Raw genomic sequence first — 15,767 nt, forward strand, 5'->3', positions numbered from 1 at the left:
TTCTTCTGACCGCAAATATCCCGGGGGGAGTCGCGTCAGCGACGGGGGGCAGCGCCCCCCTTTCCCCCGCCCCACACCGCGCGAGGCTGCGGCACCGCCCGCCCCACGCCCCCGTTTGACCCGATAGGAGACTCCCATGGCACAATATGACGTCATCGTGATCGGCGCAGGCCCCGGCGGCTATGTCGCCGCCATCCGCTGCGCCCAGCTGGGCCTGAAAACCGCCTGCGTCGAAGGCCGCGACACGCTTGGCGGCACCTGCCTCAACGTGGGCTGCATCCCCTCCAAAGCGCTGCTGCACGCCTCCCACCAGCTGCACGAGGCCGAGCACAACTTCGCCAAGATGGGCCTCAGTGCGGGCAAGGTGAAGGTCGACTGGAAACAGATGCTCTCCTACAAGGATGACGTGATCGGCCAGAACACCAAGGGCATCGAATTCCTGTTCAAGAAGAACAAGATCGACTGGATCAAGGGCTGGGGCACCATCCCCGAGGCGGGCCGCGTCAAGGTCGGCGACGAGACCCATGAGGCCAAGGCGATCATCATCGCGTCGGGCTCCGAACCCGCCCCCGTGCCCGGCGCCAAGGTCGAGGTGGACGAAAAGATCGTGGTCACCTCCACCGGCGCGCTGGAACTGGGCAAGATCCCGAAAAAGCTGGTGGTGATCGGCGCAGGCGTCATCGGGCTGGAAATGGGCTCGGTCTATGCCCGGCTTGGATCCGAGGTGCAGGTGATCGAATATCTCGACCACATCACCCCCGGCATGGATCCGGAAGTGCAGCGCGCCTTCCAGAAGCTGCTGCAGAAGCAGGGCATGGAGTTCACCCTCGGCGCCGCCGTGTCGGGTGTGGAGACCAAGGGCGGCAAGGCCACGGTCACTTACAAGCTGCGCAAGGATGACAGCGACCACACGGTCGAGGCCGATGTGGTGCTTTGCGCCACGGGCCGCAAGCCGGTGACCAAGGGGCTGGGCCTTGACGCGCTGGGGGTCAAGCTGACCTCGCGCGGGCAGATCGAGACGGATGCGCAGTGGCAGACCTCGATCAAGGGCATCTATGCCATCGGCGACGCCATCGAGGGCCCGATGCTGGCCCACAAGGCCGAGGACGAGGGCATGGCCTGCGCCGAGGTGATCGCGGGCAAGCATGGCCACGTGAATTACGACGTGATCCCCAGCGTCATCTACACATGGCCCGAGGTCGCCGCCGTCGGCAAGACCGAGGCCCAGCTGAAGGAAGAAGGCCGCGCCTACAAGGTCGGCAAGTTCTCCTTCATGGGCAATGGCCGCGCCAAGGCGGTGTTTGCGGGCGACGGCTTCGTGAAGATCCTCGCCGACAAGGAAACCGACCGCGTGCTGGGCTGCCACATCATCGGCCCGTCGGCAGGCGACCTGATCCACGAGATCTGCGTGGCGATGGAATTCGGCGCCTCCGCCGAGGATGTGGCGCTGACCTGCCACGCGCATCCCACCTTCTCGGAAGCGGTGCGCGAGGCGGCGCTGGCCTGCGGCGACGGCGCCATCCATTCCTGATCCGATCTGCGGACGGACAAACGGCCCCCTCTTCGCGGAGGGGGCCGTTTTTATGTAGCGCAGGACCTGTCGCCGAAAATTTTCCTGCGAAAAATTTTCTGGCGCCCTTACCAGAGCGTGGCTTTGGCCCGGGCGGGGTAGTCCCGGTCCCACGCGCCGGCCTCGATCCCGCCGCGGGTCATTTCCGCAAGGATTTCACCAAGGCTCGGCACCAGCGCGCCATCGTCGCGGCCCCAGAGCCCCGAGCGCAGCAGCGCCTTGGGGCATTGGGCATAGACCTCGACGATCTCAACCACGATCACCGTGGCAGGCTCGCGCCCGTCCCGGGTGAAGCGCGCGCGCAGGTCTGCGTCATCGGTCAGCCATGCCCGGCCATTTACCCGCACCACGGCATTGTCGCCCGGCACCATGAACATCAGCGCGATGCGCCCGTCGCGCAGGATGTTGCGCAGGCTGTCGAGCCGGTTGTTGCCGCGCCAGTCGGGCAGCGCCAGCGTGCCCGCGTCCAGTTCCAGCACCACCGGGCCATCATCGCCGCGCGGGCTGGCATCCATGCCTTCGGGGCCGCAGGTGGCCATGACGCAGAACCGCGACGCGGCGATCCAGCGCCGGTAGGCGGGTGTCAGCCGTCCCGCGACCTTGTCGAGCGCCGCACCGGAGGCCTGCCCGTAAAGCGCCTCCAGCTCGGGCAGCGTGTCAATCCTGCGCATAAAATCCCGCCTCTGCCATGAGCCGGTCCGAGGCCGGCTCGATCTCCTGTTCGAGCCGCGACAGGAATTCGCTCTTGCTGAGCCCGGGCGCGAGCGGCGGCAGGAATTCCACCACCGCCAGCCCCGGCTTGCGCAGGATGCCCCGGCGCGGCCAGAACAGCCCCACATTGGTGGCTGCAGGCACGCAGGTCTGTCCGGTCTGGCCATAAAGCAGCGCGGCCCCCACGCGATAGGGCAGCTTGACCCCCGGCGCGACCCGCGTGCCCTGCGGATAGATGATCAGCTGGCCGGGCCGCACCAGCCCCTTTTTCACCTGCGTCAGCATCTGGCCAATGGCGGCGCCGCGCTTGCTGCGGTCCACCGCCACGCAGCCGATGCGCATGGCATATTGCCCCAGCACCGGCGTCCAGAGCAGTTCGCGTTTCATGATGAACTTGGCCGCGGGCACCGCCGAGAAGATCATGATGATGTCGAAAAAGCTCTGATGCTTGGCGGCGATGATGACCTCGCCCTTGGGGGGCGTGCCGCGCACCTCGCTGCGCAGGCCGACCATCCATGCCGCCGACCAGCGCACCCAGCGGCACCAGCTGATGCAGGCAAAGCGGGCACCCCGGCGCGAGACCAGCGCCCATGGGAAACAGCCAAGGCCGATCACGGCCATCATCAGATACATCTGGACGATGAACAGCACCGACCGGACCCATTGCAGCGCATCGCGCATCAGCTCAGACCTCCTAGAACACGGCGTGCCGCTGCCGCCGTGGCGGCAAAGGCCACCGCCGCCGCAAGCGGCGGCACCAGCAGCGGGAAGATCCAGTGCCAGCCGACAAAGGTCAGCCCGGTCAGGAACCCCGCCGTGGATCCGGCGCCGGGCATCAGCAGCACCGCCACCACCCCCAGCGCCACCCCTGCCGCAGCCCCCGTCAGCGCGCGCAGGGTGAAGCGGCGCACGAAGGCGCGGGCGATATAGGCATCGGTGGCGCCCACCAGCCGCAGCACGGCGATCACCTGCGCGTTGGCGGCCAGCGCCGCATTGGCGGCCAGCGTCACCATCGCGCCCACCGTGCCCGCGATCAGCAGGATCGACACCCAGCCCAGCAGGCGCAGCCCGCTTGCCGCCGCCACCAGCGGACGGCGCCAGCGGGTATGGTCATCCAGCACCGCCCCCGGCACCTCTGCCTGCAGGCGCAGCCGCAGCCCCGCCGCGTCATAACCTGTCGCATCCTCGACGATCTCGATCAGCTGCGGCACCGGCAGATTGGCCAGCGGCAGATCCGGGCCGAACCACGGCTCCAGCAGCGCCTGCTGTTCCGCCTCGGTCAGGGCGCGGGCGCGGGCGACACCGGGCGTCTGCTCCAGCAGGCGCAGGGCGGCGGCGGTCTGCGCCGCCTGCTCGCCCGAGGGCGCCGAGATGCGCAGCGTCGAGGAGCGCGCCAGCTCGTCGCCCCAGCTGCTGGCCAGCCGTCCCGCCGCCAGCGACAGCGCCAGCGCGAAGACCGCCAGAAAACACATGGCGGCAGAGGCGAACAGCGTCAGCCGCGCGGTAAAGCCGGTGGGGGGCACCACCCGGTCCGCCGCCGCATCCCCGCGCGCCAGCGCCCGCAGCGATCCAAGGGACACCCTCACAGATCCGCCCCCGCCATCTGCAGCCGCCGGTTGGAGATGCGCAGCACCCGCGCCGAAACCTGCGCCTTGGCGGCGCGGATCAGGGCCAGATCATGGGTGGCGATCAGGATGGTCTTGCCCATGCGGTTCAGTTCGACCAGCAGGCGCAGCAGGCGCTGCGACATCTCCCAGTCGACATTGCCGGTGGGCTCGTCGGCCAGCACCACCTCGGGCGACATGATGACGGCGCGGGCCAGCGCCGCGCGCTGCCGTTCGCCGCCCGACAGTTCCGGCGGCAGCGCCGTGGCGCGCCCGGTCAGCCCGACCCAAGCGAGAAGCTCGTTGAGGTTGCCCATCTGCCCGCTGCTCCAGCCGCCCGAGACGCTGAGCGGCAGCGCCACGTTCTCCGCCAGCGGCAGATGGTCCAGAAACTGGCAGTCCTGATGCACCACGCCCACCCGGCGCCGCGCCAGCGCGATGGCGTCGCGGTCCATGCTGCGCACGTCCTGTCCGAACAGCCGCACCTGCCCCGCCGTGGGGATCAGCGCGCCGTAGCAGAGTTTCAGCAGCGTGGTCTTGCCCGCGCCCGAAGGGCCGGTCAGGAAGTGGAATGACCCTGCGGCAAGCTGCAGCGTCAGGTCGGTCAGAAGCTCTCCGCCGCCATAGCTGTAGCCCACCTGGTCAAGTTCAATCACACCATCACCCGTATTGCCGAGGGTCGGTCTGTTGTGCCCGAGCCTCGCTGCAGTTGCAATCCGCGCGGAGGCGGGAAAACGGGCTTTTCCTTGGCCTGCGGGCAACCTATTGTCCGCAAAGGCGGGACGCCGCCGACGGAGCAGCGGGTGGTGACGAGATGCGGCTGATTTGCCCCAAGTGTGGCGCACAATACGAGGTGCCCCGGGACGCGATCCCGCAGGAGGGCCGCGACGTGCAGTGCTCCGGCTGCGGCCATACATGGTTCCAGTCACAGGCCGATGACAGCGCGCCCGCCCCGGCGCCGGTCCAGCCCCCCGAACCGCCCCGCGCCCCGGATCCCGAACCAGAGCCCGTTGTCGTGGCCGAGCCTGCCCCGAAGCCCGATCTGCAGCCCGAAGAGCCGCCCGCCCCGGTGCGCCCGACCCGGGGCCGCGCGCTGGATCCGTCGGTGGCCGAGGTGCTGCGCGAGGAAGCCGAGCGTGAGAAGCGCCGCCGCTCCTCCGAAGGCGCAGGGCTGGAAACCCAGCCCGAACTGGGGCTGAGCGGGTCTGCCGATGACGAGGCCGCGCGCCGTGCGCGCGCCACGCGCGACCCCATGGGGCATGTGGGCGGCAGCGCGCCGAAACCCGATCCCATCGGCCCGACCGGCGGGGCGGCCACCGCCACCGCCGCCTCCCGGCGCGACCTGCTGCCCGATATCGAGGAAATCAACCAGACGCTGCGCGCCACCAGCGAACGCCGCGCGGTGGAAACGCTGCAGGGCCGCGCCGCACTGGAAGAAGAGGCGGCAGAGGGCAATGGCGGCTTTGGCCGGGGCTTTCTTGTGGCGGTGCTGCTGGGGCTGGTGGCGGCGGGGATCTACCTGATGGCCCCGCGCCTGAGCGAGATGCTGCCCGCCGCCGCCCCCGCGCTGGAAAGCTATACGCAGGCGGTGAACGGCGCGCGGCTGTGGCTGGACGGTCAGGTGGCGGCGCTGCGCGCGCAATGGGGCGCCTGATCCGGCATCAGCCCCGGCCCTTCCACGGCACCAGCACACGTTCTGCCCAGCGCATCAGCACGTCGATGGCAAACCCGATGCCCCCGATCAGGATGATGCCCATCAGCACGATGTCGGTCAGCTGGAATTTCGACGCGACCATGATCATCATGCCCGCGCCCTTTTCCGCCGCGACCAGTTCGGCGGCGACCACCGTGCCCCAGCACACGCCCATGGCCACCCGCGCCCCGGTGAAGATGTCGGGCAGCGAGTTGGGGATGATGACATGGCGCAGGATCTGCGCCTTGCTGGCGCCCAGCGCATAGGCGGCATGAACCTTGGAGATTTTCACCCCCGACACGCCCGAACGTGCCGCGATGCACATGATCCAGAGTGCGGCCAGAAACAGCAGGATGATCTTGCCCGCCTCGCCGATGCCCGCCCACAGGATCACCAGCGGGATCAGCGCCAGCGGCGGCACCGGGCGCATGAATTCCACGATCGGGTCGAACCAGCCCCGGAACCAGCCCGACAGGCCCATGGCATAGCCCAGCGGAATCCCCACCAGCGCCCCCAGCACGAAGCCCGCCACCACGCGCCACAGCGACCAGCCCAGATGCTCCCACAGGGTGCTGTCGCGATAGCCGTTCTGCGCGATCTCGACCAGCCGCGCCACCACCGCTTCGGGGGCGGGCAGCCAGATCGGCTCCATCTGCCAGCCCTTCGCGGGCTCGAAAGTCAGCGTGCCCTTGGGCGACATGCCGACCCGGCCATAGGGGGTCTGCACCGCGCCGCCGGGGCTGATGGGTTCGCCATTGACCGCCACCACGCGATGGCCCGCATCGCGCCCCGCCGCATCATTCTCGTCCACCCGGATCAGGCCGGACCGCCATGCGGTGACACTGGCCGCGTCATCCTTGGCCCAGCCCTCGCCTTCGGGCACCTGAGGCGCCGCCGCCTCCTCTCCCAGCGGGGCCACGGCAACCGTCACCGTGGCGTCATCGGGCGGCAGGCCATCGGCCTCGGCGGTATAGGTGAACCGCGCCTCGCCCACGAAGGGCCCCGGCGCGTGCAGGAATCCCGGCACCCAGTGCGAGCCGGTGAACGCCCCCCAGAGCAGGAAGATCGTCAGCACCGACAGCACCGAGGCGACGCGGTCGGGGCGCACCGCGCTTTCATCACCAAAGGTCACGGTCTTGCGCGCCGCCATGCCCGACAGGCTGCGGTGCACCAGCAGCCGCACCAGCGCAAACGACGCCGCGAACACCACCAGATAGATCAGCAGAACGGTCATGTGGCGGCCTCGGTGCGGCCCATGATTTCCTCTTCCATGTCCCAGATCATGCTCAGGATTTCCTCGCGCCGCAGCGCAAATTCGGGATGTTTCTTGACGCGGCGCAGATCCTCCGCCGCTCCCAGATCGGCAAAGGGCAGCCGATACTCGCGGTGGATGCGGCCCGGGCGCGGCGCCATGACGATCAGCCGTTCGCCCAGAAGCAGCGCCTCTTCGACGGAATGGGTGATGAGGATGATGGTCTTGCCGGTTTCCTTCCAGAGCTTCAGCACGAGGCTCTGCATCTTCTCGCGCGTCAGCGCATCCAGCGCCCCCAAGGGTTCGTCCATCAGGATCACGTCCGGGTCATTGGCCAGACAGCGCGCCAGCGCCACGCGCTGCTGCATGCCGCCCGACAGTTCATAGACCGCCTTGTCCTTGAAGGCGTGCAGGCCCACCACCTCCAGCAGGTGATCCACCTGCGCGCCCCAGTCGCGTTCGCGTCGGCCGGCCATGCGCGGGCCAAAGCTGACATTCTCGCGCACGTTCATCCATTCGAACAGCGCACCCTGCTGGAACACCATGCCGCGTTCGGCGGCGGGGCCGCGCACCTCGTGGCCGTTGAGCCGCACCACGCCTTCGGTGGGGGCCAGAAACCCCGCCACGATGTTCAGAAGCGTGGTCTTGCCACAGCCAGACGGCCCCAGCACCGACAGCAGTTCACCCCGCGCCAGCGTCAGCGACACATCGTTCAGCGCCTGAACCGTGCCGCCGCCCGGCAGGTCGAACCGCATCGACAGGTTTTCAAGGGAAAGCCCGGTCATCATCACCCCGCCTTTCAGGAAACGAAAGGCGCGGCACCCAAAGGGCCGCCGCGCCGTCACAGGCCAGAGGCCCGGGTTACATGGCCGAGGCGGATTGCAGCGGCCCGGTGTTCACATGATCGGCGTAGCTGTCGAGCGCGCCATCAATGGATCCGGCTTCGACAAACACGTCGGCCACGCCCTTCATGAACTCCTGCGCGCCGCCGCCCAGCCATTTCGCCGTCATCTGCTCCTCGACGGTGGGAAAGACGAAGGTGGCCAGCGTTTCGGCGGTGGCGGCCTCGTCCATGCCCGCATCCTTGGCGATCACCGGCAGCATCTCGGCATGGTTGGCCTCATCCGCCCACATGGCATTCGCCTCGGCGGTCACGGCCAGAAACTTTGCCACCAGATCGGAGTTTTCCGCCACCCATGCAGCAGGGCCGGAGGTCACGTCGAAGACGAGGATGCCCAGATCCTCCTTCTCGGCGCCGGTCAGCAGCACGTTGCCGTGCTCTGTCATCCGGCGCAGCGCCCCGCCCCAGCCGCAGGCCATGTCCACCGCCCCCTGCGCGATGGCGGCGGCGCCATCGGGCGGCGCCATGTCCACGATCTCCAGACTGGCGAGGTCGACGCCAAAATGGTTCATCTGCTTGAGAAAGCCGTAATGCGCGGCGGTGCCCAGCGGCACGGCCACCTTCTTGCCCGCCAGTTCGCCCGCGCTGTCCTTGTCGATCTCCAGTTCGCTGCGCACCACGCAGTTGTCATTGTCGGCATAGCTTACCGCCACGTCGAGGATCTGCAGATCCTGCCCGGCAGAGGCCGCGACCACGAAGGGCGGCACGCCTTGGCTTACCGACATATGCACATCGCCCGAGGCCATGGCGGCGGACATGGCGGTGCCGGTGTCGAAGCTGACCCAGTTCACCGGGACGCCCAGCGCCTCGTCATAGAGGCCCTTGGCCTTGGCATATTCGAAGGGCATCGGCCATTCGAGGAAATAGCCCACCGTCACCGACTGCGCCTGAGCAGCCCCCGCCATCAGCGCCAGAGCGGCGACCGCCCCCGTCAGCACCCGTGTCCGTGTCATCCGCATCTCCCTGTGTGGCGCCCCGCATCGTTGCGGCGGGGCTTGGCCCGATCCGACCGGGAATCCCTGCGCCGTTCAATGGCCAACCCCGGATCCGGCGGTCCCGACACCTGCGCGCCGGGGGCATCTGCCCGGAAATGCGGCACTCCGCCGCCCGGTTTTGCGGCAGCACACAGGGCGCAGGCCAAGGGATCCGGGGGATCAGGAAATCTGGCCTTACCCTTGCACCGGATCTGGCCCTAAGACATCCGTGCGTTTCCGGATCATGTGCTATGATCCCGAATGACCCCGGCCCGCCGTGGACCGCCCCGTGCCGGCCCGGCCCAGAGACAAGGAGACCCGAAATGGACGGCTCGCTTTCCCAGAACGACCTTTCCCATGTGATCGAGGCCGACAAGGCCCATGTCTGGCATCACCTGACCCAGCACAAGCAGTTCGAAACCGGCGATCCCCGCATCATCGTCGAAGGCAAGGGCCTGCGCGTCTGGGACCAGACCGGGCGCGAACATCTGGACGCCGTGTCGGGCGCGGTCTGGACGGTGAATGTGGGCTATGGCCGCAAATCCATCGTGGATGCGATCTCCGAACAGCTGATGAAGCTCAACTATTTCGCGGGCGCCGCAGGCTCGATCCCCGGCGCGCTTTACGCCGAAAAGCTGATCGAAAAGATGCCGGGCCTGTCCCGCGTCTATTACTGCAACTCCGGATCCGAGGCCAACGAGAAGGCCTTCAAGATGGTGCGCCAGATCGCGCACAAGCGTTATGGCGGCAAGAAGCACAAGATCCTGTATCGTGAACGCGACTATCACGGCACCACCATCGCCTGCCTGTCGGGCGGTGGCCAGCAGGAGCGCAACGCACAATATGGCCCCTTTGCCCCCGGCTTCGTCGAGGTGCCGCATTGCCTTGAATACCGCGCGCAATGGGATCTGAGCGGCGAGGCCTATGGCCAGCGCGCCGCCGATGCCATCGAGGAGGTGATCCTGCGCGAAGGCCCCGACACGGTGGGCGCGCTGTGTCTGGAGCCGGTGACCGCAGGCGGCGGCGTGATCGTGCCGCCCCCCGGCTACTGGGAGCGCGTGCAGGAAATCTGCCGCAAGTATGACATCCTGCTGCATATCGACGAGGTGGTCTGTGGCGTGGGCCGCACCGGCACTTGGTTCGGCTACCAGCATTACGGGGTGGAGCCGGATTTTGTGACCATGGCCAAGGGCGTGGCCTCGGGCTATGCCGCCATCGCCTGCTGCGTCACCTCGGAACGGGTGTTCGACCTGTTCAAGGACGATGCCAGCGATCCGATGAACTATTTCCGCGACATTTCCACCTTTGGCGGCTGCACCGCCGGTCCCGCCGCCGCGCTGGAAAACATGCGCATCATCGAAGACGAGGATCTGCTGGGCAACTGCACCCGCATGGGCGACTACATGCTGGGCCGTCTGGGCGAGCTGAAGGACAAGCACGCCGTGGTGGGCGACGTGCGCGGCAAGGGGCTATTCCTTGGCGCCGAACTGGTGGCCGACCGCGAGACCCGCGCGCCGCTGCATGAAAAACAGGTGGCCGCCGTGGTGGCGGATGTGAACCGGCAGGGGGTCATCATCGGCATGACCAACCGCTCCATCCCCGGGCTGAACAACACGCTGTGCTTTGCCCCGCCGCTGATCGTGACCAAGGATGATGTCGACGAGATCATCACGGCGGTGGACAATGCCCTGAGCCGCGTCGCCGTCTGAGATGACCGTGGCGCAGCAGAACCACCTCGGGCAGCCCGTGGGGCTGCCCGTCCCCGATCCCCGCCCGCGCCCCCGGCCCGACCCCGTCATGCTGACCGGGCGCTGGGTCACGCTGGTGCCGCTGCAGGCAGATCATGCCGAGCCGCTGCTTGCCGCCTTTGACGCGGATGCGGAGGGGCGCGGCTGGACCTATCTGCCCTACGGGCCTTTCACCAGCCGCGCCGAAGGCCGCGACTGGATCGCGCGCTGCGCCGAAAGCCGCGATCCGCTGTTCTTTACCCTCTGCGCTCCGGACGGGACACCGCAGGGCATGGCAAGCTACCTGCGCATCGATCCCGCCAATGGCAGCATCGAGGTCGGGCATATCCACTACGCCCCCGCGCTGCAGCGCCGCCCCGCCGCGACCGAGGCCATGGCCCTGCTGATGCGCCACGCCTTCGAGGATCTGGGCTACCGGCGCTATGAATGGAAATGCGACGCGCTGAATGCGCCCTCGCGCCGGGCTGCCGAACGGCTGGGCTTCACCTATGAGGGCACCTTCCGGCAGGCCGCCATCGTAAAGGGCCGCAACCGCGACACCGCATGGTATGCCATCACCGATCAGGACTGGCCCGCGCTGCGCAGCCGGCTTGACCGCTGGCTTGCGCCCGAAAATTTCGACGCACAGGGCCAGCAGATCACCCGGCTGTCGCAGGGCTAGGCGCCGCTTCGCCCCCGCCACGGATTTCGCAACAAAAAAAGGGTCGCCAGCGGCGACCCTTCAACTGCAGCGGATGGTCCGCGGATCAGCCGTTGACGCTGTCTTTCAGCGCCTTGGCGATCGTCATCTTGACCACCTTGTCGGCCTCTTTCTTGAACTGCTCGCCGGTGGCGGGGTTGCGCACCATGCGTTCGGGGCGCTCGCGGCAGTAGATCTTGCCCACGCCGGGCAGAGTCACGGAACCGCCATCGGCGACTTCCTTGGTGATGATGCCGGTCAGGGCGTCCAGCGCGGTGGATGCGGTTTTCTTGTCCGACCCCATCTCTTCCGCCAGAGCGGCAACGAGTTGGGTTTTGGTCATCGGCTTGGCCATTTCATGGTCTCCTTGAACTGCCCGATCTTCAGGGCCCAATTGCGGGTATCTAACAGATGGTCGCGCTCAAACACAACGATTGCAGGGCTTTTGCAAGGGCAAAAGCAAGCGCTTTGGCCGATATCCGCGCGTCAGAGGAAGGCCGTTTCATCAAAACTGCGCAGCTTGCGGCTGTGAATCCGCTCCAGCGGCATGGAGCGCAGATGCTCCATGGCCCGGATGCCGACCATCAGATGCCGCGCCACCTGAGTCTTGTAAAAGTCCGAGGCCATGCCCGGCAGCTTCAGCTCGCCATGCAGCGGCTTGTCGCTGACGCAGAGCAGCGTGCCGTAAGGCACCCGGAAGCGGAAGCCGTTGGCGGCGATGGTGGCGCTTTCCATATCCAGCGCCACGGCGCGGCACTGGCTCAGCCGCTGCACCGGGCCGCGCTGGTCGCGCAGCTCCCAGTTGCGGTTGTCGACGCTGGCCACGGTGCCGGTGCGCATCACCCGCTTCAGGTCATAGCCCGACAGCTGGGTTTCCTCTTCCACCGCATCTTCCAGCGCCACCTGAATCTCGGCCAGCGCCGGGATAGGCACCCAGACCGGCAGATCGTCATCCAGCACCTTGTCCTCGCGCAGATAGGCATGGGCCAGCACAAAATCCCCCAGCGACTGCGAATTGCGCAGCCCGGCGCAATGGCCGACCATGATCCACGCATGCGGGCGCAGCACCGCGATATGGTCGGTGGCGGTCTTGGCGTTGGAGGGCCCCACCCCGATATTCACCAGCGTGATCCCCGACCCGTCGGCGCGCTTGAGGTGATAGGTCGGCATCTGCGGCATCTTGGGGCTTTGCGGGATCACCTCGTCGGATCTGGTGATCTGCACATTGCCGGTGGAGACAAAAGCGGTATAGCCGCTGTCCGGATCGGCCAGCTTCAGCCGGGCATAGGCCTCGAATTCGCTGACATAGAACTGGTAGTTGGTGAACAGCACGTGGTTCTGGAAATGCTCGGGGTCGGTGGCGGTGTAATGCGCAAGCCGGGCCAGCGAATAATCCACCCGCTGCGCGGTGAAAGGCGCCAGCGGCTCCGCCCCGTCCGGCGCGGGACGGGCCACGCCATTGACGATGTCATCATTGGTGGTCGACAGATCGGGCACATCGAACACGTCGCGCAGGATGAAGGCGCCCGCGCCTTCCTGCGGCACGGTCAGTTCGGGGTAATTGGCCACGGCAAAATGCACCGGCATCGGGGTGGTGGACAGGCCCACCTGCACCGGCACGCCATGATTGGCGATCAGAAGCCCGATCTGCTGCGTCAGGTAATGCCGGAACAGATCCGGCCGCGTGACCGAGGTGGCATGGGTGCCGGGCTGCGACACATGGCCAAAGCTCAGGCGGCTGTCGACCTTGGCAAAGCTGGTCGTGGTGATGCGCAGTTCGGGATAAAACGCGCGGTAGCGCACGCCCGGATGCCCGGTGGCCATGGCCTGCAGGAAATTGTCCCGCAGGAATTCGGCGGCCTGCGCATAAAGCGCGCAAAGCCGGTCCACGGCGGCGGCGGCATTGTCGAACAGCTCCGGCCCCGGCGTGTCGGGCGTGACGATGTCCAGCTGTCCGGGTGTGTCCTGCATGATCGGCCTCCGTTTTGCGGCGTTATTGCAGGGCAACGTGACAGGAAGGTGTGAGGCATTCAAGCGCAAGCACCTGCCACGGAACCTGTGCTGCGGGCCGCGCGTTCCGCGCTCATGTCCCGTGCCCCCAACCTTGTCTATTTCCCCGACACCCGCCCCGGCATCCGGCGCCGCCGCTGCGGGCGCGGCTTCAGCTACACCGCGCCCGATGGCACGCGGATCGACGACCGCGCCGAACGCGCCCGGATCGCGGCGCTGGCGGTGCCCCCCGCCTATGAGGAGGTCTGGATCTGTCCGCGCGCCAATGGCCATCTGCAGGCCACCGGACGCGACGCGCGGGCGCGCAAGCAGTATCGCTATCACCCGGACTGGACCGCCTTCCGGGCCGAGCGCAAGTTCGCGCATCTGGCCGAATTCGGCGCCGCCCTGCCCGCCCTGCGCCGCCGCATCCTTGCCGACCTGCGCAGCCATGATCCGGGGGAGCGCAGCTTCGCGCTGGCGGCGGTGCTGGCGCTGCTGGACCGGGCCGGGCTGCGGGTCGGCAATGCGGGCTATGCCAAGGAAAACCGCACCTTTGGCGCCACCACTCTGCGCGGCGCCCATATGCAGCTTGACGGCGGCGCGCTGCATCTGCGCTTTCCCGGCAAGGGCGGCAAGCCGGTGGATCAGGTCCTGCGCGACCACACGCTGAACCGCGCGCTGACGCGGCTCGACGATCTGCCCGGGCAGGACCTTCTGGGCTGGCTGGACGAGACGGGCGCGCCGCATGGCATCCGGTCGGAGGAGGTGAATGCCTTTCTGGCGGACCGCACCGGCAATGACCGCCTGACTGCCAAGACCTTCCGCACATGGACCGGCACCGTCGCGGCGCTGGACGCGGCGCTGCGCCCCGGGCCTGCCAGCATCAAGGCCATGGCCGAGGCGGCGGCGGAGCGGCTGCACAACACCCCCGCCATCGCCCGCAAGTCCTATATCCACCCCGAGGTGATCGCGCTTGCCGATCTGGACGAGGCCGCGCGGCAGGAGAGCACCGCCGATGCCCGGGACATCCCCGGCCTGCGCCGCACAGAGGTGCGGCTGCTGCATCTGCTCGGCGGCTGATCAGCCCGCCGAACGCAGCCCGGTCTGCACCAGCATGCCGCGGCGCTTGGCCTCGTAATAATAGCCGCGCGCATACCAGCCGATGGCGGTGTCATGGCTGCCATCCGCCAGAAGCCACGCGCCGCGCAGGTATTTGACGCCATATTGCAGGTTGGTGTCCGCCTTCAGCAGATCGGTCGCCTCGCCGCGAAACCCCATGGTCCGCGCCGTCTGCGGCAGGATCTGCAGAAGCCCCATATAGGGCCCGTTGCGCGCCCCCGGATTGTGGCTGCTTTCGCGGATCGCGAGCCTGTGCACCAGCGACCGGGGCACCTCGTAGTGATCCGACCATTTGTTGATGAGAAAGCGCAGCTGCGGCGTCTCGTTGGGATGCAGCGGCGGATCGTAGGTTTCAGGCTCTTCCTGTGACATGCGCGGACCGGAGGCACAGGCGGCCAAAGGCAGGAGCAGCAGCGACAGGCAGGCACGGCGGGAATACGCGGTCATCCAGACACCCCTTCTGAGGACAGAAATCCGGTAGCGAAACCGGGCGGGCCTGCCTATCCCCTTTGGTCGCGATCGGCGAAACCCTGCCAAGCGCGCAGCCCCCTTGCCAAGACAGGCGGCAAAATCCACTCTGCCGCCATGACACAGACGCTCCTGACCCTCGGCCATGGCTATTGCGCCCGGGCCCTTGCCGCCCGGCTGCTGCCGCAGGGCTGGCAGGTGCTGGCCACCCATCGCGACCCCGACCGTGCCGCCGATCTGGCGGCGACGGGTGTCACCCCCGTGCTCTGGACGCGCGAGGCGGTCGCTGCGGCGCTGGCGCAGGCCAGCCATGTGCTGGTGAGCGCCGGCCCCGATGGCGAGGGCGATCCCGCGCTGCGGCTTGCGGGCGACCTGCTGGCGGCGCGGGGCGCGGATCTGGACTGGCTGGGCTATCTGTCCACCACCGGCGTCTATGGCGACCAGAACGGCGGCTGGGTCGACGAGGACACGCCCCCCGCGCCGTCAACCGCGCGCGGCAAGGCGCGGCTTGCGGCGGAACGGGCGTGGTCGGCGCTGCCCGGCCTGCCGCTGCACATCTTCCGGCTGGCGGGGATCTACGGCCCCGGGCGCGGTCCGTTCGAAAAGGTCCGGCAGGGCAGCGCGCGGCGCATCGTGAAACCGGGGCAGGTGTTCAGCCGCATTCATGTCGAAGACATCGCGCAGGCGCTGGAGGCCTCGATCCGCCAGCCCCGGCCCGGCGCGGTCTACAATCTCTGTGACGACGACCCCGCCCCGCCGCAGGAGGTCATCGCCCATGCCGCCCGCCTGCTGGACCTGCCGCCGCCGCCGGAAGTGCCCTTCGCCGAGGCGGATCTGACCCCCATGGCGCGCAGCTTCTATGCCGAAAACAAGCGGGTGCGGAACGACCTTGTGAAGCGCGAGCTTGGGCTGCGCCTGATCCATCCCGATTACCGCTCCGGCCTCGCCACCCTGCTGGCGGAGACGGGGTAAGGGGGGCGCTGCCCCCCTCCTGGCCTGCGGCCAGTTCACCCCCCGGAGTTTAGGGGCAAGATGAAGGCGAAAGAGCGGGCTTTC

16 protein-coding genes are annotated in these 15,767 nt (G+C 67.9%); 6 read left to right on the forward strand and 10 right to left on the reverse strand.

What is annotated here, in order from left to right; genetic code table 11:
* Positions 1-136: 136 nt before the first annotated feature.
* A complete protein-coding gene (gene lpdA, locus VK682_RS07510) occupies positions 137-1,531 on the forward strand; it encodes a dihydrolipoyl dehydrogenase (protein ID WP_324781617.1) in 1,395 nt (464 codons plus the stop codon).
* A gap of 107 nt (positions 1,532-1,638) precedes the next feature.
* Here the strand turns inward: lpdA and VK682_RS07515 are convergent, their stop codons facing one another.
* The 4 genes from VK682_RS07515 to VK682_RS07530 are packed head-to-tail and all read right to left on the reverse strand — an operon-like array spanning position 1,639 to position 4,541.
* On the reverse strand, positions 1,639-2,241 hold the full coding sequence (locus tag VK682_RS07515) for an MSMEG_1061 family FMN-dependent PPOX-type flavoprotein (RefSeq protein ID WP_324781618.1): 603 nt from the start codon (positions 2,239-2,241) through the stop codon (positions 1,639-1,641).
* The gene (locus VK682_RS07520; protein WP_324781619.1) at positions 2,228-2,962 is read right to left on the reverse strand and encodes a lysophospholipid acyltransferase family protein; all 735 of its coding nucleotides are present in this window, start codon (positions 2,960-2,962) and stop codon (positions 2,228-2,230) included. Before VK682_RS07520 ends, VK682_RS07515 begins: the two co-directional genes overlap by 14 nt.
* Positions 2,962-3,861, reverse strand: coding sequence for a cell division protein FtsX (locus VK682_RS07525; RefSeq protein WP_375342682.1), 900 nt, complete (start codon positions 3,859-3,861; stop codon positions 2,962-2,964). The genes VK682_RS07520 and VK682_RS07525 overlap by 1 nt, the downstream gene beginning before the upstream one ends.
* A gap of 2 nt (positions 3,862-3,863) precedes the next feature.
* Positions 3,864-4,541, reverse strand: coding sequence for a cell division ATP-binding protein FtsE (locus tag VK682_RS07530; RefSeq protein ID WP_089845867.1), 678 nt, complete (start codon positions 4,539-4,541; stop codon positions 3,864-3,866).
* Positions 4,542-4,699: 158 nt separating this feature from the next.
* On the opposite strand from VK682_RS07530, the gene VK682_RS07535 reads away from it, so the two are divergent.
* The gene (locus VK682_RS07535; protein ID WP_324781620.1) at positions 4,700-5,539 is read left to right on the forward strand and encodes a zinc-ribbon domain-containing protein; all 840 of its coding nucleotides are present in this window, start codon (positions 4,700-4,702) and stop codon (positions 5,537-5,539) included.
* 7 nt (positions 5,540-5,546) lie between these two features.
* Here the strand turns inward: VK682_RS07535 and VK682_RS07540 are convergent, their stop codons facing one another.
* From VK682_RS07540 to VK682_RS07550, 3 genes are all read right to left on the reverse strand, one after another.
* Positions 5,547-6,812 (reverse strand): ABC transporter permease, encoded by a 1,266-nt coding sequence (locus VK682_RS07540; RefSeq protein ID WP_324781621.1) that lies wholly within the window; start codon positions 6,810-6,812, stop codon positions 5,547-5,549.
* Positions 6,809-7,615: an ATP-binding cassette domain-containing protein gene (locus tag VK682_RS07545; RefSeq protein WP_324781622.1), complete on the reverse strand. Its 807-nt coding sequence runs from the start codon at positions 7,613-7,615 to the stop codon at positions 6,809-6,811. The genes VK682_RS07540 and VK682_RS07545 overlap by 4 nt, the downstream gene beginning before the upstream one ends.
* Positions 7,616-7,691: 76 nt before the next feature.
* The gene (locus VK682_RS07550; protein WP_089845871.1) at positions 7,692-8,684 is read right to left on the reverse strand and encodes a taurine ABC transporter substrate-binding protein; all 993 of its coding nucleotides are present in this window, start codon (positions 8,682-8,684) and stop codon (positions 7,692-7,694) included.
* A 344-nt stretch (positions 8,685-9,028) separates the two neighbouring features.
* Here VK682_RS07550 and VK682_RS07555 point away from each other — a divergent pair, with 344 nt between their 5' ends.
* The gene (locus VK682_RS07555; protein ID WP_230797360.1) at positions 9,029-10,414 is read left to right on the forward strand and encodes an aminotransferase family protein; all 1,386 of its coding nucleotides are present in this window, start codon (positions 9,029-9,031) and stop codon (positions 10,412-10,414) included.
* A 1-nt stretch (position 10,415) separates the two neighbouring features.
* Complete coding sequence (locus VK682_RS07560) at positions 10,416-11,114, forward strand: GNAT family N-acetyltransferase (RefSeq protein WP_324781623.1); 699 nt, start codon at positions 10,416-10,418, stop codon at positions 11,112-11,114.
* An 85-nt stretch (positions 11,115-11,199) separates the two neighbouring features.
* On the opposite strand, the gene VK682_RS07565 is transcribed toward VK682_RS07560, so the two are convergent.
* Together VK682_RS07565 and VK682_RS07570 are read right to left on the reverse strand one after the other, a co-directional pair.
* Positions 11,200-11,487 (reverse strand): HU family DNA-binding protein, encoded by a 288-nt coding sequence (locus VK682_RS07565; protein ID WP_089845874.1) that lies wholly within the window; start codon positions 11,485-11,487, stop codon positions 11,200-11,202.
* A gap of 131 nt (positions 11,488-11,618) precedes the next feature.
* Positions 11,619-13,103: an AMP nucleosidase gene (locus VK682_RS07570; protein WP_089845875.1), complete on the reverse strand. Its 1,485-nt coding sequence runs from the start codon at positions 13,101-13,103 to the stop codon at positions 11,619-11,621.
* 114 nt (positions 13,104-13,217) lie between these two features.
* On the opposite strand from VK682_RS07570, the gene VK682_RS07575 reads away from it, so the two are divergent.
* Complete coding sequence (locus VK682_RS07575) at positions 13,218-14,204, forward strand: DNA topoisomerase IB (protein WP_324781624.1); 987 nt, start codon at positions 13,218-13,220, stop codon at positions 14,202-14,204.
* Here the strand turns inward: VK682_RS07575 and VK682_RS07580 are convergent, their stop codons facing one another.
* Positions 14,205-14,690, reverse strand: a complete 486-nt coding sequence (locus VK682_RS07580; RefSeq protein WP_230797363.1) for a transglycosylase SLT domain-containing protein — start codon at positions 14,688-14,690, stop codon at positions 14,205-14,207.
* Positions 14,691-14,828: 138 nt separating this feature from the next.
* Here VK682_RS07580 and VK682_RS07585 point away from each other — a divergent pair, with 138 nt between their 5' ends.
* The gene (locus VK682_RS07585; RefSeq protein ID WP_230797365.1) at positions 14,829-15,683 is read left to right on the forward strand and encodes an SDR family oxidoreductase; all 855 of its coding nucleotides are present in this window, start codon (positions 14,829-14,831) and stop codon (positions 15,681-15,683) included.
* Positions 15,684-15,767: the final 84 nt, after the last annotated feature.

The sequence above is a fragment of the Salipiger marinus genome, from assembly GCF_035481585.1.
Classification (GTDB): Bacteria; Pseudomonadota; Alphaproteobacteria; order Rhodobacterales; family Rhodobacteraceae; genus Salipiger; species Salipiger marinus.